Origin of the sequence: Streptomyces sp. L-9-10, assembly GCF_004151105.1 — a bacterium.
Lineage (GTDB): Bacteria > Actinomycetota > Actinomycetes > Streptomycetales > Streptomycetaceae > Streptomyces.
Window position 1 is genome coordinate 51,738 of record NZ_PHRF01000119.1, and the last position, 20,201, is coordinate 71,938.

Annotated in this window: 15 protein-coding genes; 4 read left to right on the forward strand and 11 right to left on the reverse strand. The window is 70.8% G+C overall.

The genetic code is table 11. The annotated features are described in order from the left end of the window. Nucleotides 1–204: 204 nt before the first annotated feature. The 9 genes from gatB to CU044_RS28005 all read right to left on the reverse strand — a co-directional run bounded on the left by gatB (nucleotide 205) and on the right by CU044_RS28005 (nucleotide 11,171). Nucleotides 205–1,713 (reverse strand): Asp-tRNA(Asn)/Glu-tRNA(Gln) amidotransferase subunit GatB, encoded by a 1,509-nt coding sequence (gene gatB, locus CU044_RS27965; RefSeq protein WP_129771542.1) that lies wholly within the window; start codon nucleotides 1,711–1,713, stop codon nucleotides 205–207. Between the two features lie 227 nt (nucleotides 1,714–1,940). Beyond that, nucleotides 1,941–2,183, reverse strand: a complete 243-nt coding sequence (locus CU044_RS27970; RefSeq protein WP_129771543.1) for a hypothetical protein — start codon at nucleotides 2,181–2,183, stop codon at nucleotides 1,941–1,943. Further along, entirely contained in the window at nucleotides 2,180–3,691 is a 1,512-nt protein-coding gene (gene gatA, locus CU044_RS27975) for an Asp-tRNA(Asn)/Glu-tRNA(Gln) amidotransferase subunit GatA (protein WP_129771544.1), read from the reverse strand. Before gatA ends, CU044_RS27970 begins: the two co-directional genes overlap by 4 nt. 5 nt (nucleotides 3,692–3,696) lie before the next feature. Then, the gene (gene gatC / locus CU044_RS27980; protein WP_010984178.1) at nucleotides 3,697–3,993 is read right to left on the reverse strand and encodes an Asp-tRNA(Asn)/Glu-tRNA(Gln) amidotransferase subunit GatC; all 297 of its coding nucleotides are present in this window, start codon (nucleotides 3,991–3,993) and stop codon (nucleotides 3,697–3,699) included. 203 nt (nucleotides 3,994–4,196) lie between these two features. Then, the gene (locus CU044_RS27985) at nucleotides 4,197–6,332 is read right to left on the reverse strand and encodes a bifunctional diguanylate cyclase/phosphodiesterase (RefSeq protein ID WP_129771545.1); all 2,136 of its coding nucleotides are present in this window, start codon (nucleotides 6,330–6,332) and stop codon (nucleotides 4,197–4,199) included. A gap of 261 nt (nucleotides 6,333–6,593) precedes the next feature. Further along, complete coding sequence (gene ligA / locus CU044_RS27990) at nucleotides 6,594–8,798, reverse strand: NAD-dependent DNA ligase LigA (RefSeq protein WP_129771546.1); 2,205 nt, start codon at nucleotides 8,796–8,798, stop codon at nucleotides 6,594–6,596. 41 nt (nucleotides 8,799–8,839) lie between these two features. Continuing rightward, the gene (locus CU044_RS27995; RefSeq protein WP_275670229.1) at nucleotides 8,840–9,916 is read right to left on the reverse strand and encodes a methionine synthase; all 1,077 of its coding nucleotides are present in this window, start codon (nucleotides 9,914–9,916) and stop codon (nucleotides 8,840–8,842) included. Beyond that, a complete protein-coding gene (locus CU044_RS28000) occupies nucleotides 9,913–10,602 on the reverse strand; it encodes an SDR family oxidoreductase (protein WP_129771547.1) in 690 nt (229 codons plus the stop codon). The genes CU044_RS27995 and CU044_RS28000 overlap by 4 nt, the downstream gene beginning before the upstream one ends. Before the next feature lie 29 nt (nucleotides 10,603–10,631). Further along, nucleotides 10,632–11,171, reverse strand: a complete 540-nt coding sequence (locus CU044_RS28005) for a TIGR00730 family Rossman fold protein (protein ID WP_129771548.1) — start codon at nucleotides 11,169–11,171, stop codon at nucleotides 10,632–10,634. A gap of 113 nt (nucleotides 11,172–11,284) precedes the next feature. Between CU044_RS28005 and CU044_RS28010 the strand changes: the two genes are divergently transcribed. The 3 genes from CU044_RS28010 to CU044_RS28020 all read left to right on the forward strand — a co-directional run bounded on the left by CU044_RS28010 (nucleotide 11,285) and on the right by CU044_RS28020 (nucleotide 14,363). Next, the gene (locus tag CU044_RS28010; protein WP_129771549.1) at nucleotides 11,285–11,623 is read left to right on the forward strand and encodes a DUF427 domain-containing protein; all 339 of its coding nucleotides are present in this window, start codon (nucleotides 11,285–11,287) and stop codon (nucleotides 11,621–11,623) included. 56 nt (nucleotides 11,624–11,679) lie between these two features. Continuing rightward, nucleotides 11,680–12,465 (forward strand): alpha/beta hydrolase, encoded by a 786-nt coding sequence (locus CU044_RS28015; RefSeq protein WP_193564091.1) that lies wholly within the window; start codon nucleotides 11,680–11,682, stop codon nucleotides 12,463–12,465. A 335-nt stretch (nucleotides 12,466–12,800) separates the two neighbouring features. Then, nucleotides 12,801–14,363 carry a peptidoglycan-binding protein gene (locus CU044_RS28020; protein WP_240045884.1) on the forward strand — a complete coding sequence of 521 codons (1,563 nt, stop codon included), beginning with the start codon at nucleotides 12,801–12,803 and terminating at the stop codon, nucleotides 14,361–14,363. A gap of 277 nt (nucleotides 14,364–14,640) precedes the next feature. On the opposite strand, the gene CU044_RS28025 is transcribed toward CU044_RS28020, so the two are convergent. Beyond that, nucleotides 14,641–17,223: a beta-galactosidase gene (locus tag CU044_RS28025; protein WP_129771551.1), complete on the reverse strand. Its 2,583-nt coding sequence runs from the start codon at nucleotides 17,221–17,223 to the stop codon at nucleotides 14,641–14,643. A gap of 204 nt (nucleotides 17,224–17,427) precedes the next feature. Between CU044_RS28025 and CU044_RS28030 the strand changes: the two genes are divergently transcribed. After that, on the forward strand, nucleotides 17,428–19,077 hold the full coding sequence (locus CU044_RS28030; protein WP_129771552.1) for an alpha-amylase family glycosyl hydrolase: 1,650 nt from the start codon (nucleotides 17,428–17,430) through the stop codon (nucleotides 19,075–19,077). A gap of 197 nt (nucleotides 19,078–19,274) precedes the next feature. Here the strand turns inward: CU044_RS28030 and CU044_RS28035 are convergent, their stop codons facing one another. Then, nucleotides 19,275–19,886, reverse strand: coding sequence for a dihydrofolate reductase family protein (locus tag CU044_RS28035; protein ID WP_129771553.1), 612 nt, complete (start codon nucleotides 19,884–19,886; stop codon nucleotides 19,275–19,277). Nucleotides 19,887–20,201 lie beyond the last annotated feature (315 nt).

Genomic DNA, 20,201 nt, shown 5'->3' on the forward strand with positions numbered 1-20,201 from the left:
GGCGGTCACGTTCCGGGGCTGTCACAGGGAAAAGCCGGCCTCTGCGTCGAGTACTTCGCGGACCAGGCCGCGACGAACGAGCGGGGGCGGCGCACCCGACGGGTACGCCGCCCCCATGGCGTCCAGGGGCGGCGATGGGCGTCCGCACGAACCGGCGTCAGCCCTCGACGTCCGGCTTCTCCGCGCGGCGCCCGCCGCGCCCGGTCACTCCGCCGGAGCGAGCCGTTCGAGGATCAGCTCACGCACCCGCGCCGCGTCCGCCTGGCCGCGCGTGGCCTTCATGACCGCGCCGACCAGCGCGCCCGCCGCGGCCACCTTGCCCGCGCGGATCTTGTCGGCGATGGCCGCGTTGCCGGCGATGGCCTCGTCCACGGCAGCGCCGAGCGCGCCCTCGTCGGAGACGACCTTGAGGCCGCGCTTCTCCACGACGGTGTCCGGGTCGCCCTCGCCCGCGAGCACGCCCTCCAGCACCTGGCGGGCCAGCTTGTCGTTGAGGTCGCCGGCCGTGACGAGCTCCGCGACCCGCGCCACCTGCTGCGGGGTGATGGGCAGTTCGTCCAGCCCGCGGCCCGACTCGTTGGCGTGCCGGGCCAGTTCGCCCATCCACCACTTACGGGCCTGGTCGGCCGGGGCGCCCGCGTCGATCGTGGCGACGATCGACGCGATCGCGCCCGCGTTCAGGATCGACTGCATGTCGTGCTCGGAGACGCCCCACTCCTCGCGGAGCCGGTTGCGCCGCGTCCGCGGCAGCTCGGGCAGGGCCTGCCTGAGCTGCTCCACCCAGTCACGGGGCGGGGCGATGGGCACGAGGTCGGGCTCCGGGAAGTACCGGTAGTCCTCGGCCTCCTCCTTCACCCGTCCCGAGGTGGTGGAGCCGTCCTCCTCGTGGAAGTGGCGGGTCTCCTGGATGATCGTGCCGCCGGAGTTCAGCACCGCGGCGTGGCGCTGGATCTCGTAGCGGGCCGCGCGCTCCACACTGCGCAGCGAGTTGACGTTCTTCGTCTCGGAGCGCGTACCGAACTTCTCCCGCCCGTGCGGGCGCAGCGAGAGGTTCACGTCGCACCGCATCTGGCCCATCTCCATGCGGGCCTCGGAGACGTCGAGCGCCTTGATCAGCTCGCGCAGTTCGGCGACGTACGCCTTGGCGACCTCGGGGGCGCGCTCGCCCGCGCCCTCGATGGGCTTGGTGACGATCTCGATGAGCGGGATGCCCGCGCGGTTGTAGTCGAGCAGGGAGTGGGACGCGCCGTGGATCCGGCCGGTGGCGCCGCCGACGTGCAGCGACTTGCCGGTGTCCTCCTCCATGTGGGCGCGCTCGATCTCGACGCGGAAGATCTCGCCGTCCTCCAGCTGGACGTCCAGATAGCCGTTGAAGGCGATCGGCTCGTCGTACTGGGAGGTCTGGAAGTTCTTCGGCATGTCCGGATAGAAGTAGTTCTTCCGGGCGAAGCGGCACCATTCGGCGATCTCGCAGTTGAGCGCGAGGCCGATCTTGACGGCCGACTCGACGCCGATCGCGTTGACGACCGGGAGCGAGCCCGGCATGCCCAGACAGGTCGGGCAGGTCTGCGAGTTGGGCTCGGCGCCCAGCTCGGTCGAGCAGCCGCAGAACATCTTGGTCCTGGTGCCGAGCTCGACATGGACCTCCAGGCCCATGACGGGGTCGTACGTCGCGAGGGCGTCCTCGTACGGCACGAGTTCAGTGACGGTCACAGGTACTTCTTCCTCATCAATGCTTCATCGGTGTCGGCCGGCCGGTGCCGGTGGGAGGACGGCTTTCCGAGTACGGAGAGATCCACTTCGTCGGCGAGGCGGGCGACGCAATCGCTGGGGTCGGGCCGCCCCGGGCCCTCGACGAGCTGCCCGGACCCACGGGCCGTACGACCTGTGGGAGCGGCCCGTGGGCGGCCGGCGCGATCATGCCGATCTTGATGGCCGGTTCAGCCCAGCAGGACGTCGTCGTCGCCCAGGCGCTTCAGCTCCCGCAGGAGCAGAGCGACGCCCGTGACAAGGGCGGCGGCGGAGACGACCGCGTCGACCAGCCGGAGCGTGTCGTTGTCCTTGCGGGCCGTCCTGGCCTGCTTGACGACGCTGATCGCGCCGAAAGCGCTCGACCCGATCGACAGATAGGTGCCGGCCTTGGACTTCTTGAAGCCCTTGGCCTTGCTCATTGCACTGGTCATAGTGACGGAGCCTCCTCAAGCAGCGGGTGTCCCCACTTTTCCACGAAGGCGGCCTCGACCGCGGCACCGACCTTGTAGAGCCGGTCGTCCTTCATGGCGGGGGCGATGATCTGGAGTCCGACCGGGAGCCCGTCCTCCGGCGCGAGGCCGCAGGGCAGCGACATGGCCGCGTTGCCGGCCAGGTTGGTCGGGATGGTGCACAGATCCGCGAGGTACATCGCCATCGGGTCGTCGGCGCGCTCGCCGATCGCGAAGGCGGTGGTCGGGGTCGTCGGCGAGACGATCACATCGACCTGCTCGAACGCCTTCTCGAAGTCCCGGGTGATGAGCGTGCGGACCTTCTGTGCCGAGCCGTAGTACGCGTCGTAGTAGCCGGAGCTGAGCGCGTACGTACCGAGCATGATGCGGCGCTTGACCTCGTCGCCGAAGCCGGCCTCGCGGGTCAGGGCCGTGACGTCCTCGGCGGACCTCGTGCCGTCGTCGCCGACCCGCAGGCCGTAGCGCATGGCGTCGAAGCGGGCGAGGTTCGAGGAGCACTCGGACGGCGCGATCAGGTAGTACGCGGCGAGTCCGAGGTCGAAGGACGGGCAGTCCAGCTCGACGATCTCGGCGCCGAGCGCCTTGAGCAGTTCCACGGACTCGTCGAAGCGCTGGACGACACCGGCCTGGTAGCCCTCGCCGCGGAACTGCTTGACGACACCGACGCGCATCCCGGCGACCGAGCCGTTGCGGGCCGCCTCGACGACCGGCGGGACCGGGGCGTCGATGGAGGTCGAGTCGAGCGGGTCGTGTCCGGCGATCGCCTCGTGCAGCAGGGCGGCGTCCAGGACCGTACGGGCGCAGGGGCCGCCCTGGTCGAGGGAGGACGAGAAGGCGACCATGCCGTAGCGGGAGACCCCGCCGTACGTCGGCTTGACGCCGACCGTGCCGGTCAGCGCTGCGGGCTGACGGATCGAGCCGCCGGTGTCCGTGCCGATGGCGAGCGGCGCCTGGTACGAGGCGAGCGAGGCGGACGAGCCACCGCCGGAGCCGCCGGGCACCCGGGTCAGGTCCCAGGGGTTGCCGGTGGGGCCGTACGCGCTGTTCTCCGTGGACGACCCCATGGCGAACTCGTCCATGTTGGTCTTGCCCAGGATGATGACGTCGGCCGCCTTGAGCCTCTTCGTGAGCGTCGCGTCGTAGGGCGGGATCCAGCCTTCGAGGATCTTGGAACCGACGGTGGTCGGCACGCCCTCGGTGGTGAAGATGTCCTTGAGCGCGAGCGGGACACCGGCCAGCGGTCCGAGCTTCTCGCCCGCCGCCCGCTTCGCGTCCACGGCGCGGGCCTGGGCCAGCGCGCCCTCGCGGTCGACATGGAGGAAGGCGTGGACCTTCTCGTCGACGGCCTCGATCCTGGCGAGATGGGCCTCGGTGACCTCGACCGCCGTGAGTTCGCCGGAGGCGATCTTCGCGGCGATCTCGGCGGCGGTGAGCTTGACGCAGTTCTCGATCTTGCTGTTGACCGTCATGGCTGTTAGTCCTCCCCCAGGATCTGCGGCACCTTGAAACGCTGCTGTTCCTGGGCAGGGGCGCCGGAGAGCGCCTGCTCGGGGGTGAGCGAAGGACGGACCTCGTCCGCGCGCATGACATTGGTCAGCGGCAGCGGGTGGGAGGTCGGCGGTACGTCTTGGTCGGCTACCTCGGATACGCGGGCGACCGCGCCGATGATGTCGTCGAGCTGTCCGGCGAAGTGGTCGAGCTCTTCGGCCTTCAGCTCCAGACGCGCCAGCCGGGCGAGGTGGGCGACCTCCTCGCGCGTAATGCCAGGCATGCAGCGATCCTCAGGGGTGAGTGCGATGGGTTGTGGCCCAATCCTATGGGGCCGGGGCCCCTGGCCACGAAACGGTTCGCCGTCACCCGGTCCTGGAGGCCCCGGGAACCCCGTCCCGAGGGCCGCCGCCCACCGCTCCCCCGTTCCCCTTCGGTCCGCTTCCGACAGCCGTTTCCGTCAGTGGCCGGCCGGCCCGGCGGCCGTCACTGGACGACCTGGCCCGACTGCTCCCGCGCACGCTCGACGGCCAGCTCGCGGGCGCGCGCCGCCTCCAGCTCCGCCGGGCGCTGCCAGCCGCGCTCGCCCCTGGCCAGCAGCCAGGCCGTCGCCTCGTGCGGCGGCATCGCGGCGGCCACCAGCCAGCCCTGTACCGCGTCGCAGCCCAGATCCCGCAGCCGCTCCCAGGTCTCGTCGTCCTCGACGCCCTCCGCGACGACCAGCAGGCCCAGTGAGTGCGCGAGGTCCACCGTGCAGCGGACGATCTCCCCGTCCTCGGTGTCGACGGCGAGCCTGGCCACGAAGGAGCGGTCGATCTTCAGCTCACTGACCGGCAGGCGCCGCAGATGCACCAGCGAGGAGTACCCCGTGCCGAAGTCGTCGAGGGACATCTTCACGCCGTGCCCGGTCAGGCCCGCGAGGGTGTCGGCCGCCCGCTGGGGGTCCTCCAGCAGGACGTGTTCCGTTATCTCCAGCTGGAGGGAGCCGGCCGGTACGCCGTGCCGGGCCAGTCTCGCCGCCACCGCGCCCGCGAAACCGGGGGTGTGCACGTCCCGCGGGGAGACATTGACCGCCACCGGCACCATCAGGCCCTGGGACCGCCAGCGCGCGACCTGAGCGAGAGCCATCTCCAGTACGTACTCGGTGAGATGAGGCATCAGACCGGAGGACTCGGCGATCGCGATGAAATCGTCGGGAGGGACCCGGCCGCGCTCCGGGTGCACCCAGCGCACCAGCGCCTCCAGCCCGGCGACCTGGCCGTCGAACCGGACCTTGGGCTGGTAGTGCAGCTCCACCTCGCCCGCGTCCAGCGCGCGGCGCAGATCGCCCAGCAGGCCGAGGCGGTCGGGGGTGTTGGAGTCCCGCTTGGACTCGTAGACCTCGACGCCCGTACGGTCCCGCTTCGCCTGGTACATCGCGACGTCCGCGCGCCGCAGCAGCCCTTCGGCGTCCACCGCGTGCTCGGGGTAGACGGCGACTCCGGCGCTCGCCTCCAGGACCAGCGTCAGCCCGTCGAGGTCCAGCGGCGAGGACAGCTCGGCCACGAGATGGCGGGCGACCCGCTGGGCGCTGGTCGTGGAGTCGCAGGTCGGCAGCAGCACCGCGAACTCGTCACCGCCGAGCCGCGCGGCCTCCGCGCCGCGTGGCAGGGCCAGCCGGAGCCGGTCGGCTATCTGCAACAGCAGCCGGTCTCCCGCGAGGTGACCGAGCGTGTCATTGACCGAGCGGAACCGGTCGAGGTCGATCAGGACCAGTCCGGCCCTGGCGCCCAGGCCCTCCGCCTCCTCCAGCGCCGACCAGGTGCGCTCCAGCAGCCACTGCCTGTTGGGCAGTTTGGTCAGCGGGTCGCGCAGCTGCTCCTCGGCCCGTGCCCTGGCGATCCACAGCGTGGAGTCGAGGGCGATCAGCGGGATCGCGAAGAGCGGCAGCAGGACGGGCAGGGACATCGCCACCACACAGATCAGCGGAGCGATGCCGAGCAGGGCGACCGCGACCAGACCTTGCCGGTACAGGGCCGTTCGGGCGACGGTCGGCAGTCCGCCGCCCTGCGGGGAGAGCGCGTACCAGAGCAGCAGCCGGGTGACCACGAGATGGGCGGAGGCGGCCAGCACGATCTCGACGACACTGGCGAACCCCCAGTCGAGCGGCTGCCAGGGTTCCTCGACGGTGGGGACCACATCGAAGGCGGCGAGGACGAGCGCGGCGGCGGCGATGCCCAGCATGTCCGCCGCGCCGTGCAGGACGCCCAGCCGCCAGCGGTGCCTGCGGGCCACCCCGACCAGCACCACGACGGCGACGGAGACGAGTCCGGCGGCCACCCAGCCGTAGAGCAGCAGGACGGCCAGGGTGAGGGCGGCGCCGGAGCCCGTGCCGCCCCACCAGCGGTCCCGGCCGAGGGCGACCAGATGGCCCACGATGATGCCGGTCAGCACGGCCAGCGCCCATCCCGATGTGCCACCGGGGAAGAGCGCGTGGCCGTCGCGCACCGTATGGAAGAGTCCGGTCGCCAGGACGACGACGGCGAGTCCCACCACAAGAGCGGGCGTCCTGGCCGCAAGGCCCGCAATTCGCGCGAATCCGCGCGGGGGTGAGACCGGGGCGGCGCTCTCGGTCGGTTTCATTCCCGTCCCTCTCACAGCCGGCGAAGCCGATGCCACGCGATGTCACGTTGTCATGCACACACGGCCGGAATCACACCACTCAGCCGTTCACGACAGGCGCACCTCTCAACAGTAGGCCGCGGAACGCTCCGACGGGCAGCGCTCTACAGCTGTTGCCCGAATGCGACCTGCCCATCCGTATCCATCTGGTATGCGCCGAACGGGTGAGCTTTGCGGCCCGAATTCGACGGTGTGGGACTCCGCTTTCCGGGGGATTTCGCGCTACTCCTCGGGGGTGGCCGATGGCTCCTCGGGCCTGACAGCGGCCTCCCTGGCCGCGTCCGGACCCTGTTCGAGCAGGATGGTGAACCCCTGTTCGTCCAGCACCGGAACCTTCAGTTGCATCGCTTTGTCGTACTTCGAACCGGGGTTCTCCCCGACCACCACGAAGCCGGTCTTCTTCGAGACGGCCCCGGTCACCTTCGCGCCACGGGTTTGAAGCGCCTCTTTCGCGCCATCCCTCGTGTAGCGCTCCAGCGTGCCCGTGACGACGACCGTCAGGCCCTCCAACGGCCTTGGTGCGTCGTCCTCGCCGGTGCCCTCCTCCTCCATACGTACCCCGGCGGCCCGCCACTTGCGCAGAATCTCGCGGTGCCAGTCGACCTCGAACCATTCCTTGACGGAGGTGGCGATGATCGCCCCGACTCCGTCGACCGCCGCCAGCTCCTCTTCCGTGGCCTGCTCGATCCGGTCGATCGAGCGGAACTCCCTGGCCAGCGCCTCGGCGGCGACCGGTCCTACATGGCGGACGGAGAGCCCGGCGATGATCCGGGCCAGCGGACGCTCCTTGGCCGCCGCGATGTGCTGAAGCATCGCCAGGGCGTTCTTCTTCGGCTCGCCCTCCTGATTGGCGAAGACCGTGACGACCTTCTCGTCACCTGTCTTCGGGTCGCGCTTGGGCAGCCCGCTGTCCTGGTCGAGCACGTACGCCTTGATGGGCAGCAGTTGTCCGACCGTCAGGTCGAAGAGATCGCCCTCGTCCAGCAGCGGCGGTGTCTCCGGCTCCAGTGGTCTGGTGAGGGCGGCGGCGGCCACATAGCCGAAGTTCTCGATGTCCAGGCACTTGCGGCCGCCGAGGTAGAACAGCCGCTCCCGCAACTGGGCCGGGCAGGTGCGGGCGTTGGGGCAGCGGAGGTCGATGTCGCCCTCCTTCATGGCCCGCAGCTCCGTACCGCACTCGGGACACACCGCGGGCATCTCGAACTCGTACGCGTCCTCGGGGCGCAGATCGATGACCGGGCCGAGGATCTCCGGGATGACATCGCCGGCCTTGCGGATCACGACCGTGTCACCGATCCAGACGCCCTTGGCCTTCACCACGTCCTGGTTGTGCAGCGTGGCGAACTCGACCTCGGAACCGGCGACCGTGACCGGCTCCACCTGCGCGTACGGCGTGACACGCCCGGTGCGGCCGACGCCCACGCGGATGTTCACCAGCTTGGTGTTGACCTCCTCGGGCGCGTACTTCCACGCGATCGCCCAGCGAGGGGCGCGCGAGGTGGAGCCCAGCCGGCCCTGGAGCGGGATCTCGTCGAGCTTGACGACCACACCGTCGATCTCGTGCTCCACGGAGTGGCGGTGTTCGCCGAAGTACGCGATGAACTCCCGCACCTCCTCGATCGATCCGACCACCTTGTTGTGCCGGGCGGTGGGCAGCCCCCACTCGCGCAGCAGGCCGTACGCGTGCGAGAGGCAGTCGATGTCGAAGCCGTCGCGGGCCCCGATGCCGTGCACCACCATGTGCAGCGGGCGGGTCGCGGTGATCTTGGGGTCCTTCTGGCGCAGTGAACCCGCCGCCGCGTTGCGCGGGTTGGCGAACGGCTTGTCACCCGCGGCCACCAGACGCGCGTTCAGCTCCTGGAACGCCTCCATCGGGAAGTAGACCTCGCCGCGGACCTCCACCAGATCCGGGACGCGCTCGCCCGCCAGCCGGTGCGGGATCTCGGCGATCGTACGGACGTTGGGCGTGATGTCCTCGCCCGTACGGCCGTCGCCGCGGGTGGCGGCGCGGGTCAGCCTGCCGTGCTCATAGGTGAGATTGACCGCGAGCCCGTCGACCTTCAGCTCGCACAGGAAGTGGAAGTCGGGCGTGCCCACGTCCTTGGCGACGCGGTCGGCCCAGGCGGCCAGCTCGGTGTCGTCGAACGCGTTGTCCAGGGAGAGCATCCGCTCGCGGTGCTGGACCGCGGTGAAGTCCGTCTCGTACGCCCCCGCGACCTTCTGGGTCGGCGAATCGGGCGTGCGCAGCTCCGGATACTCCTCCTCCAGCGCCTCCAGCGACCGCAGCAGCCTGTCGAACTCGCCGTCGCTGATGACCGGCTGGTCCTTCACGTAGTACCGGAAGCGGTGCTCCTCGATCTGCTCGGCGAGTTGGGCATGCCGCTCCCGTGCCTCGGCGGGCACCGCCGTCCGCTGTTCGCCAGCCACCGTTTCGTCCTCCCGTTCACCATGACCCGGCATCCGGATCGTCACTCAGGGTTGTCCACGAGGGATCTCGCGGCCCTGACGCAGTGCGCCATCGCGGCGCGCGCGTACGCGGGAGAGGCCCCCGCGAGCCCGCACGACGGGGTGAGCACCACGGACTCCGCGAGAGTCCCCGGATTCAGCCCCAGCCTGCGCCACAGCGTCCTGACACCCATGACGCTACCGGCAGGGTCCGACAATGGGCCGTCAGTGCCCGGCACGATTCCGGCGAAGAGTTTCGTTCCGCTCTCGACCGTCTCACCGATGGTCTCCTCGTCACGTTCGGTGAGCAGACCGAAATCGAACGAGACCGCCGCGGCGCCGGCCCGACGCAGCAGCGCGAACGGAACGTCGGGCGCGCAGGAGTGCACGACCGCCGTCCCCGCGCTCAGCGCGGTCACCTCGCGCAGCGCGCTCTCCACGACCTGGCGGTCAACGGCGCGGTGGGTGCGGTAGCCGCTGGCCGTCCTCACATGTCCGCGCAGTACGGCGGTGAGGGACGGCTCGTCGATCTGGAGCACCGGTACGGCGCCGGGCACCCGGCGCCGTACCTCCGCGAGATGCGCGGTCAGCCCCTCCACCAGCGAGCCGGTCAGGTCCCGGCAGGCCCCGGGGTCGCTCAGCGCCGACTCGCCGTTGCGCAGCTCCAGCGAGGCGGCCAGCGTCCACGGCCCGACGGCCTGGACCTTGAGCGGACCCACGTACCCCTGGGTGAACTCCTCCAGCGCGTCCAGGTCCTCGCCCATCCAGGACCAGGCCCTTTTGGTGTCACGGCCCGGCCGGTCGCCGATCCGCCAGCCACTGGGCTCCACACGCGCGTAGACCTCGACGAGGAGCCCCGCCGTCCGGCCGATCATGTCGGCGCCGGGGCCGCGGGCGGGCAGCTCGGGCAGATACGGGAAGTCCTCGAAGCTGCCGGTGACGGCCTTGGCGGTCTCCCGCGCGTCGCCGCCGGGCATGGAGCCGATCCCCGTGGCGGCTCCCCAGACGCTCCCGGCGGGCGCGGCCGGCGATGCCGGGACCGGCTCGTTCCGCGCGTCGCTCCGGGATTCGTTCCGCGACGCGTCCATCCGCTCGCTCACCGGCCCGGCCGTACGGTCACGTCGTCGATCCGCGCGTCGCGCGGCAGGTCGAGCGCCGCGAGGATCGTCGTCGCCACGGACCCGGGGTCGATCCAGCGGCCGGCGTCGTACTCCTTGCCCTCCTGCTGGTGGACCTTGACCTGCATGGGGCTCGCCGTACGGCCCGGATAGACGGAGGTCACCCGCAGACCGCTGTCCCGCTCCTCCTCGCGCAGCGCGTCGGCGAGCGCCTTGAGGCCGTGCTTGGACGCGGCGTACGCGCCCCACTCGGCGTGCGCGCTGAGCCCGGCGCCCGAGTTGACGAAGATCACCTGGCCGTGGGAGATCCGGAGCTGGGGCAGCAGGAGCCGGGTCAGCTCGGCGGGGGCGACGAGGTTCACGTTCAGCTGCTCGTGCCAGGTCTTGGGGGTCAGGTCGCCGATCGGCCCGAGGTCGACGACGCCCGCGATGTGCAGCAGCGAGTCGAGTCGGTCGGGAAGCGTCTGCTGGGCGAGTGCCCAGGAGAGCCGGTCCGGGTTGGCGAGGTCGCCGACGAGGGTACGGGCGCCGGGGAACGCGGATCCGAGTTCCTTGGCGCGGCCGGCGTCACGGGCGAACAGGATCAGGTCGTCGCCGCGCTCGTGCAGCCGGCGCGCGACAGCGGCGCCGATGCCGGAGCCCGCACCGGTGATCAGATGGGTAGCCATGCGGTCATGGTCGCATCACCGCGCCCCGATCACTGAACGCCGGCGGACTCCTCCAGATAGGCGAGGGCGCTCACCCCGTCCTCGGCGAAGAACACCAGGTCGGTGAGGGGCAGCGGCAGGAAGCCGTCCTCGTCCATCCGCCGGAACTGCTGCTTGAGTCCGTCGTAGAAACCGGCCGTGTTGAGCAGCACCACGGGCTTGGTGTGCAGGGCGTGCTTCTTGAGCTCCAGGATCTCGGTGGCCTCGTCGAGCGTCCCCGTACCGCCGACCATGATCACGACCGCGTCGGACTTGGCGAGCAGCAGGGCCTTGCGCTCGGCGAGGTCCTCGGCGACCACCATCTCGTCGGCGTTCGGCCGGGCGACGCTGCTCAGGAAACCGACCGAGACCCCGACCAGCCGCCCGCCCGCCTCCTGCACACCGTCGGCGACGACCTTCATCAGCCCGCTGTCGGAACCGCCCCATACGAGGGTGTGGCCGCCCTTGCCGATCAGCTCGGCGAATTCACGGGCGGGCCGCGTGTAGTGCTCGGGGAGATCGGCGGCGGAGAGGAAGACACAGATATTCATGAGGCAAACGGTACGGCGGGAAGAGCACGCCGTGCCCCGTTGCTGAAGATACGGAGGGACCGAAGAGGTACCAGGCGGGGCGATGACCCGCACCAGCGAAGGGGCAGACCATCATGAGCACCGTGAGCACGGGACACCACATCACGATCGAGCGGGGCACGGAGCATGTACGTGTCGTACGGGACGGGCGGATCATCGCGGAGAGCCGCACTCCGCTCCTGCTGCGCGAGACCGGCTGTCCGGTCCGCTACTACCTCCCGCCGGAGGACGTGCGTACCGAACTGCTGACGCCCTCCGACACCTCCACCCACTGCCCGTTCAAGGGCGACGCCTCGTACTGGTCGCTGCCCGGCGCGCCGGATCTCGTCTGGGCGTACCCCACGCCCAAGGCCGAAGTCGCCCAGATCAAGGACCACTTCTGCTTCTACGACCCGGAGGTCGTCGCGGCCTGAGAAAAAACTTCCTCCACGAGCGATGAGTTGCGCCGGGCACACCGGTCTGAGTCGGTATGAACAATGTGTGCACGGTGACATCGGGGGACGGCACCCCGATCGCGTACCGGCGGTCGGGGGACGGCCCGCCGGTGGTTCTGGTGGGGGGCGCGCTCAACACCGCCGAATCCGACGCCCCGTTGGCGAAGCTGCTGGCGCCGCGTTTCGATGTGATCACCTACGACCGGCGCGGGCGCGGCGCCAGCGGTGAGAGCGGCCCGTACGCCGTGGAGCGGGAGACCGAGGATCTGGCCGCGCTCCTCGACGAGGCGGGCGGGAGCGCGTCCGTGTACGGGGTGTCCTCGGGCGCGGCCCTGGTCCTGGAGGCGACGGCCGCGGGCCTGCCGATCACCCAATTCGCCCTGTACGAGCCTCCGTACGCGACCGATCCGGCCGATCTGCCGGTCACGGCGGCCTACCGCGAGCGGCTCACGGACCTGCTGGCGCGGGGGCGGCGGGGCGAGGCGGTGGAGCTGTTCCTCTCGCTGGTGGGAATGGTGCCCGAGATGATCGCCCGGATGCGCCGGTCCCCGATGTGGCCGGATCTGGCGGCGCTGGCGCACACCCTGGCGTACGACAACGCCGTACTGGGGCCGGGGCTGATCCCGGCCGACCGGCTGGCGACGATCAGAACGCGCGCGATGGTCGTGGACGGCGGCGCCAGCCCGCCGCCGACGCGGGACGCGGCGCGCGCGGTGGCCAGGGCCCTCCCCCGGGGCAGGCACCGCACACTGACGGGCCAGACACATGAGGTGGCGCCCCATGTGCTGGCACCGGTCCTGGAGGAGTTCTTCGCGGCATAAGGCTCCGCGGTGTAGGGCTTCGCGACCGCAGGGCATTCCGGGCTTTCCGACGGTGGTTCGCGCAGGGCTTTCGCGTGGGCTTTTGGCTGGTACGCGCGTTTTCTGGCTGATGGGTCACTTGCGTGGCGTACGCGACGCCGGGGCTTGACGTGAGCATGACCACTCGATAGGAGTGGTGCGTTCAACTCGCGTAGACCCCCCACAGACCCGCTCAGGCGGAGACCGCGAAACGGCCAGGAGGAAGCATGTACCGACGATCGACGCCGGGGAACAGACCGCCGGTGAACAGGCCGTGGCAGATCACACCGTCGAAGAGAACAGTGTCGAAGAGAACGGTGTCGAAGAGAACGGCGCTGTCCGCACTCGGTGGCCTGGTCGCCACGGTGCTCCTCGTCACGGCCCACCCCGCCGGCGCCGCGCCCGCGCCCGTCACCCCGTCGGACCGGGACGGCATGAGCCGGGCCTTCACCCGGGCCGCGGCCGAATTCGAGGTCCCCCGGGACCTGTTGGTGGCCGTCGGATACGGCGAGACACACCTCGACGGGCACCGGGGCGAACCCAGCCAGGCCAATGGCTACGGCGTGATGCACCTCGTGAGCAATCCCACGAACCGCAGCCTGGAGAAGGCCGCCGAGCTGACCGGCGAGCCGGGCGCCGAGCTGCGCGCGGACACGGCGGCGAACATCCGCGGCGGCGCGGCCGTCCTGCGTGCCTACGCCGACGGGCTGGGGCTGGACACCGCGGAGCGCGGCAGCATCGACGAGTGGTACCCGGTGGTCGCCCGGTACGGCGGGGCGTCCGACATCCGCACCGCGCGGCTCTACGCCGACACCGTCTACACGCTCCTCGCACAGGGCATCGACGCGGACGTCGCGGGTGGCGAGAGCGTCACCGTACGGCCGCGCGCCGTCGAGCCCGAGCGCGGCGCGTACGCGCCCACGGACACGGACCGGCGGCGCGCCGCGCTCTCGCCCGACTACCCGGCCGCGGCGTGGGTGCCGGCCAACGCGGCCAACTACGCGGCCGGCCGGTCCTCGTCGATCACCAGCGTGGTCATGCATGTCACGCAGGGCTCGTACGCCGGGACCATCAGCTGGTTCCAGAACCCGGCCTCGCAGGTCAGCTCCCACTACGTGGTCCGCTCCTCGGACGGCGCCGTCACCCAGATGGTCCGCGACAGCGACACCGCGTACCACGCCCGCTCGGCCAACGCCTCCAGCCTGGGGATCGAGCACGAAGGCTTCGTCGCCGACCCGAGCTGGTTCACCGACTCGATGTACCGGTCGTCCGCCGCGCTCACCAAGTACCTCTGCGACAGGTACGGCATACCCAAGGACCGGGCGCACATCGTCGGCCACGCGGAGGTGCCGGGCAACGACCACACCGATCCGGGACCGAACTGGAACTGGAACTACTTCATGCAGCTGGTGGGCGGCAGCACTGGGGGCGGCGGGAGCGTCCAGTTGGGCTTCCCCTCGTACAACACGCTGCGCAGCGGTTCCACCGGTCCCCAGGTGACGGCCGCTCAGACCCTGCTGAACCAGCAGGGGCACGACGCCGGCACCGCGGACGGCGTCTTCGGCACGCGGACCGCGAGCGCGGTCAGTGCCTTCCAGACCGGCCGCGGGCTGCCCGCGGACGGCGTCGTCGGCGCCCGCACCTGGACGGCCCTGCTCTCCGCCGGGACCGCCTCCGTGGTACGGGAGGGGAGCACGGGCCCCGTGGTGGAGCGTCTTCAGCGCGCGTTGACGGCGGCCCTCGGCCGGACCGTGTCCATCGACGGCCAGTTCGGAGCGAACACGACGCAGGCTGTCCGCGACTACCAGAGCGGCCGTGGCCTGAGCGCGGACGGCATAGCCGGTCCCGCGACATGGTCGGCGCTCCAGGCGGGCCGGTAGGCGGGTCGCTAGGCGGTCACGTAAGCGGGTCGGCAGGCGGTCGCGCAAGCGGGTCGCTAGGCGGTCACGTAAGCGGGTCGGCAGGCGGTCGCGCAAGCGGGTCGCTAGGCGGTCACGTAAGCGGGTCGGCAGGCCGTCCGGCAAGAGGTCCGTCCATCGAATCCGGTCGCGACAGCCGCGCCGACCACTGCGACCTCTCCGACCACCGCGACCTCTCCGACCTCTCCGACCTCTCCGACCGCGCGGCCCCGGGCTTTCCCCGGGGCCGCGCGGTGCGTCAGGCACGGCGGACGGTGAACTCGGCGCGCCGTACGCGCAGGACGGTCCGTCCGCCCTCCGTCGACACGCGCGCGCCGTCGCAGACCGCCCTGCCCTCCACCGCGACCACCGACTCCCCGGCCACCGGCTCCCCGCCGTCACCGCCATCCCCGCCGAGCGCGCCGAGCGCGCGGAAGGTCGCCCGGCCGTCGGCGACGCCGGTCAGTTCCGCCGTCGCGTACGCGATCCGGAGCCCGCCCGCCGTGAGTCCGAGCGGCAGCATCGCCGCCGTACGCCCCGGCAGACGCAGCTTCTCCCCGCCGAAGAGGGGTTTGCCGTGTTCGGTGACCGTGAAGTCCTGGTCGTAGCCGGAGGAGACGTTGAAGGCGTGCAGCAGCCGTCCGCGCTCGCCGTCCGCCGTCGTCAGCAGGAAGACCCCCGGGTCGGTCGCGCTGTGCCGGAGGGCGGGGGCGGCGTCCAGCGCACGGAAGGCGCGGCCCCAGAAGGTCAGATCGCACTGGTAGTCCGTGGTGATCACCACGGCCCGCCCCCGGCCCACGGGGATGTCGAAGCCGCAGCCCTTGCCCGTGGAGAGCTCGCGCAGCACCGTCGTTCCGCGCGCGGGCACGCACAACTGGGCGCGTGAGAGGCGTACTTCCGGGAGCGGCGCCGCCCAGCCGTGAGCGGTGACCGAGAGCCAGAAGCGGTTCGCGTCCGTCATCGTCTCGCCGGCCGTGAGCCCCAGCGCCTCCGCGAGCACCGCGCACCGCCGGTCGGCCATGTCCTTGACCGGGAGCCTGCCGGACAGCAGCAGCTTCCCGCCCGCTTCGAGATAGCGGACCAGCCGGCGCTGGAGCTCCGCCCCCAGATGCTCGCCCGTCGCCAGCGCGAGCACCGGTACGCGCGCCGGATCGAGGTCGCCCGACTGGAGGTTCACGCTCCGGTAGCGGAAGCCGCCGAGGAGCATCGCGCGGGCCAGCGAGCCCCGGGGACCGGCGCCGCGTGTGTTCACCGCTTCGTCCAGCACGCGCTGGACCGATGCGAGCTCCGGCGGGTGGTATTCGGTCAGATAGTGATCGGGCACGAAGCCGAGCGCCACGTCGTCGTAGGTCGTCCGCATCGGCGCGAGCACCTCGGCCGGTCCGCCCATGGCACGTACCGCGCGCCGCGTCGACGCGTAGCTGACCCCCGGCCGGCCCTCCGGATCGACCGGTGCCGCGAAGCCGTGCCGTTCGCCCGTGATGCCGATGCGGTCGTTCCCGTCGCCCGCCGGCTTGTCGAGCTTCGGGTTGAACCCGCCCGCGAACAGGTAGTAGTTGATCATTTTCGCGCCCTGCGCGACACAGAGCCGGGTCTTCAGATCGACGCCGGACGGGCTGGTCTGACTGTCCATGTTCTGCCCGTAGTCGGCGTGCCCCGCGTCGAACTCCAGCGCCGTGACGGGTTGGTCCTCGTCATTGACCGCGTCCATGAAGGCATTGATCAGATACAGGTCGGTGACATTGCGCAAGGTCAGATCGCCCAGGTAGAAGTCCGCGCCGGAGATCGTCCCCCCGACCCCCGCGTAGGTCTCCATCAGCTGGCTGATTCCGATGGGGAACGGCTCGGCGCGGCTGTCGGAGGTGCCGTGGATGTTGATGACGAACGGGACGCCCGTGACGCCGTGGGTCTCGGCGGCCCGGCGCAGCTCGGTGACGTACCGCGCGAAGCGTCCCCGCATGAACCGGCCCAGATCGTGCATCAGGGCCGCGCCGTACGCGTCCTCGGGGTGGCGGATGGCCTTGCGCCGCCCGGCCGCGTCCGCGCCGGCGAACGGGTAGCGGTCCGCCAGCCCGTCCCCGTACTCCTCGCGCAGCCAGCCGTCGAAGTCGGCCGTCAGATGGTCCGTCAGATCGGGCGAGTTGCTGACCCAGGCCAGCATGCCGATCTCGTTGTCCAGTTGTACGGAGACGACGGGGCCGCCTCTGCCGCGCAGCCGTTCCGCGAGCACCGGCATCACCGCCGCGTACCAGCGGCGTGCCTCCTGGAGGAAGGCGGGCGCGAGGTAGTCGACGGTGGGGGTGGTGGCGGGGGCGTCGTACCAGCCGGTGGAGACGATCTCCGGGTGGTCCTCGCGCACCCGGTCGGGGACGCCCTCGCCCTTGAGTTCGGCCATGGTGAAGGGGCCGGGGCGGGCGATGAAGAGGAACCCGTTGCGGTGGCAGAGATCGATGAAGGCGCCGAGGTCGCGCTCGGGGCGGGTGCGGCCGGTGACATCGATGGTGCCGTCCGGGAGTTCGTGCCACATCCAGGGGATGTACGAGGCGATGGTGTTGAGGCCGGCGGCCTTCGCCCGGTCGAGCCGTGACTGCCAGTCCGCCCGCTTCAGCCGGAAGTAGTGGATCTCACCGGCGAGGACGAGCGCGGGTTCGCCGTCGATGAAGAGCTGTTTGTCCCGGTACGAGACGGAGTCGGCCGGGGCCGGGCCGGCGGGCGCGCCCGGCACCGCCTGTGCCGCGTACGCGGCCGGGGCGGCCGGTGCGGAGAGGCCCGCGGTGGCGAGTGTGCCGAGGGCGGCGCCGCCCAGGACCGTGCGGCGGCGTGGTGCGGGGACAGGCGTCATGGCGTCGTACTTCCTCGGTGGAAGAGAACGGGTGGCGGTTCAGGGGAGCGGATGGCAGCATGTATGCGCTGTCTGTATGCGCATACAGAACCCTGGGACAGGCTCTTCACCCCTCACAAGAGTCCGCCTGGTTACGCTTCCGTAACGGACAGAGCCCTCCATCACAGGGAAAGGCCGTGCCGACGCATGACTCCGTACCGACCCATGACTCCGTTCCGCCCCGCCCCCGCCTGGCTGGCCGACGCCGTCTTCTACCAGATCTATCCGCAGTCGTTCGCCGACTCCGACGGCGACGGCATCGGTGACTTCGCCGGCATCACCGGACGCCTCGACCATCTCGCCTGGCTGGGCGTGAACACGGTCTGGCTCAACCCCTGTTTCGCCTCGCCCTTCCGCGACGCCGGATACGACGTCAGCGACTACCTCTCCGTCGCACCCCGCTACGGCACCGACGAGGACCTCGCCCGGCTGGTGGACGAGGCCCGCCGGCGCGGCATACGCGTGCTGCTCGACCTCGTCGCCGGACACACCTCCGACCAGCACCCCTGGTTCACCGCCTCCGCGGACGACCCGGAGGACCACCGCTACATCTGGGCCGAGCCCCGCACCGCGCACACCGGATCCGGGACGGACGCGCCCCTGCCCGCCGGGTTCGTGGCGTCGCCCGGCACCCGCCCCGGCGCCTATCTGCCGAACTTCTTCGACTCGCAGCCCGCGCTCAACTTCGGCTACGCGCGCAGCGATCCGGCCGAGCCCTGGCGCCAGGCCCCCGACGCCCCGGGGCCCCTGGCCAACCGCGCCGCCCTGCGCGAGATCATGGGCCACTGGCTCGGTCTCGGACTGGCCGGATTCCGCGTCGACATGGCCGCCTCGCTCGTCAAGGACGACCCCGGCCAGTCCGAGACCCGCGCACTCTGGACCGAGCTGCGCCACTGGCTCGACGCCGCCCATCCCGAGGCGGTCCTGCTCGCCGAGTGGGGCGACCCGGCCGTGTCGGTCCCCGCCGGGTTCCACACGGACTTCTTCCTCCAGTTCGGCGGCCCGGCCGAGGGGCGTCCGCTGCGCTCCCTGTGGAACAACCGTCAGGGCACCGACAACGACGGCTGGGACCCGGTCGACTGCTTCTTCGACCCCGGCGGCAAGGGCTCACCGGGCATCTTCGTGGACGCCTGGCGGGAGGCCGTCTCCGCCATCGGTGACGGCGGCCATGTCGCCCTGCCCACCGCGAACCACGACTTCGCGCGCCTCAACTGCGGCCCGCGTACGGCGGAACAGCTCCCCGCCGCCTTCGCCTTCCAGCTCACCTGGCCGACGCTGCCGGCGGTCTACTACGGCGACGAGATCGGCATGCGCTTCATCCCCGGCCTGCCCGACACCGAGGGCAGCGTGCTGGGACCGCGCTACAACCGGGCGGGCTCCCGCACCCCCATGCAGTGGGACGACACTCCGAACGCGGGCTTCTCGGCCGTCTCCGACCCGGACAGCCTCTACCTCCCCCTCGACCCGGACCCCGGCCGCCCCACGGTCGCCGCCCAGCGGGCCGACGAGGGCTCGCTGCTCCATCTCGTACGCCGTCTGATCGCCCTGCGCCGGGCGACGCCGGAACTCGGCCCCGCGGGCGGCGTCGAGGTGCTCCACTCCGGCTACCCGTTCGTCTACGTCCGGGGCGGGCGCCATCTCGTCGTGGTCAACCCGCGCGCGACCCCGGCGGCCTGCGCGGCGGACACCGTCGACACCGCGCACGCGCACGCGCTCGAAGTCTCCGGCGTGGCGGTGGACGGCCGCACGATCACGGCCCAGGGCTTCGCGTACGGCGTGTTCGACCTCACACCGGAGGAGCCTGACAGGACCTGAGCGGCGGCCCCGGACAACACACCTGGAGCGTGTCTCTTCGATCGATTTTCGGTTGAAGACGCTGGCCAGGACGTTGCCCTCCGGTCGGTGCCCGCCAAAGGGACGGCGACCGCGCAGGTCGCCGCCCCTGGTTACTCACGAAGCCGACTGTTCGTCGGGAGGTCCGCGATTGAGGCGAACGAAGGTCCGGTTGCCGCTCAGCCGGCGTCGCGTTTGCGGTAGCGGATATGAGTCGTCAGCGGTGAGTGGAGCACCTCGATGGGCTCGAAGTCGAAGGTCTCGACGCCGTCGAAGATGCGCTCGCCGCTGCTGAGGAGGACGGGTGCGATGTCGAGCGTGAGTTCATCGATCACGCCGGCGTTGAGTGCCTGTCGAACCGTCGAAGCGCCACCGGCGATGTCCACACCCCTGCCGTCGGCGGCTTCGAGCGCCTGCGCATAAGCGGCGTCGAAGCCTTCGGTGACGAAGTGGAAGGTGGTCCCTCCCTCCATCTCGATCGGTGCGTGGGCGTAGCGAGTAAGGACGAAGACCGGAGCGTGGTAGGGGGGCTCGGGGCCCCACCATCCGTCCCATGTCTCGTTCCACTCGCCTCGGATCGGCCCGAACATGTTTCGGCCCATGACGTAGGCGCCACGCGGACGCATCAACCAGCTGTTGGCCGTCTTGTCGGCTTCGGTCGCGCGCGGGTCGCCGATATGCCAGCCGTGCAGCTCTTGGCCGCGCTTGCCCAGCGGATTGTCCCGGCTCTGCTCGGGTCCCGCGACGAAGCCGTCGAGCGAGATCGACATGTGGCAGGTGGTGTCGGACATCAGCTTCTCTCTGAAAGCAGCAGTTGCGGGTTGTCGTGAGGACATTCGGACCGCACGACACACGTACAGACTGGCAGAGGCCACCGAACTCATCGCGACATCGCGCGGCCGTTGAAGGTCTGGCTGCCACGCGATCAGACGGACACCGGAGACCGGGGCCGTCATCGCAGCAGGCCGGCCACCCCACCTTGAGGAGGGACCAGTCAGAGAGACACGGCCTAGCTGTATTGATCACGAGCGTTGTTGACAGTGCCGGGTCTTGATCATGGCGAAGACCTCCGGTGTGGTGGAGGTGTCTAAGCTGCACCGCACACG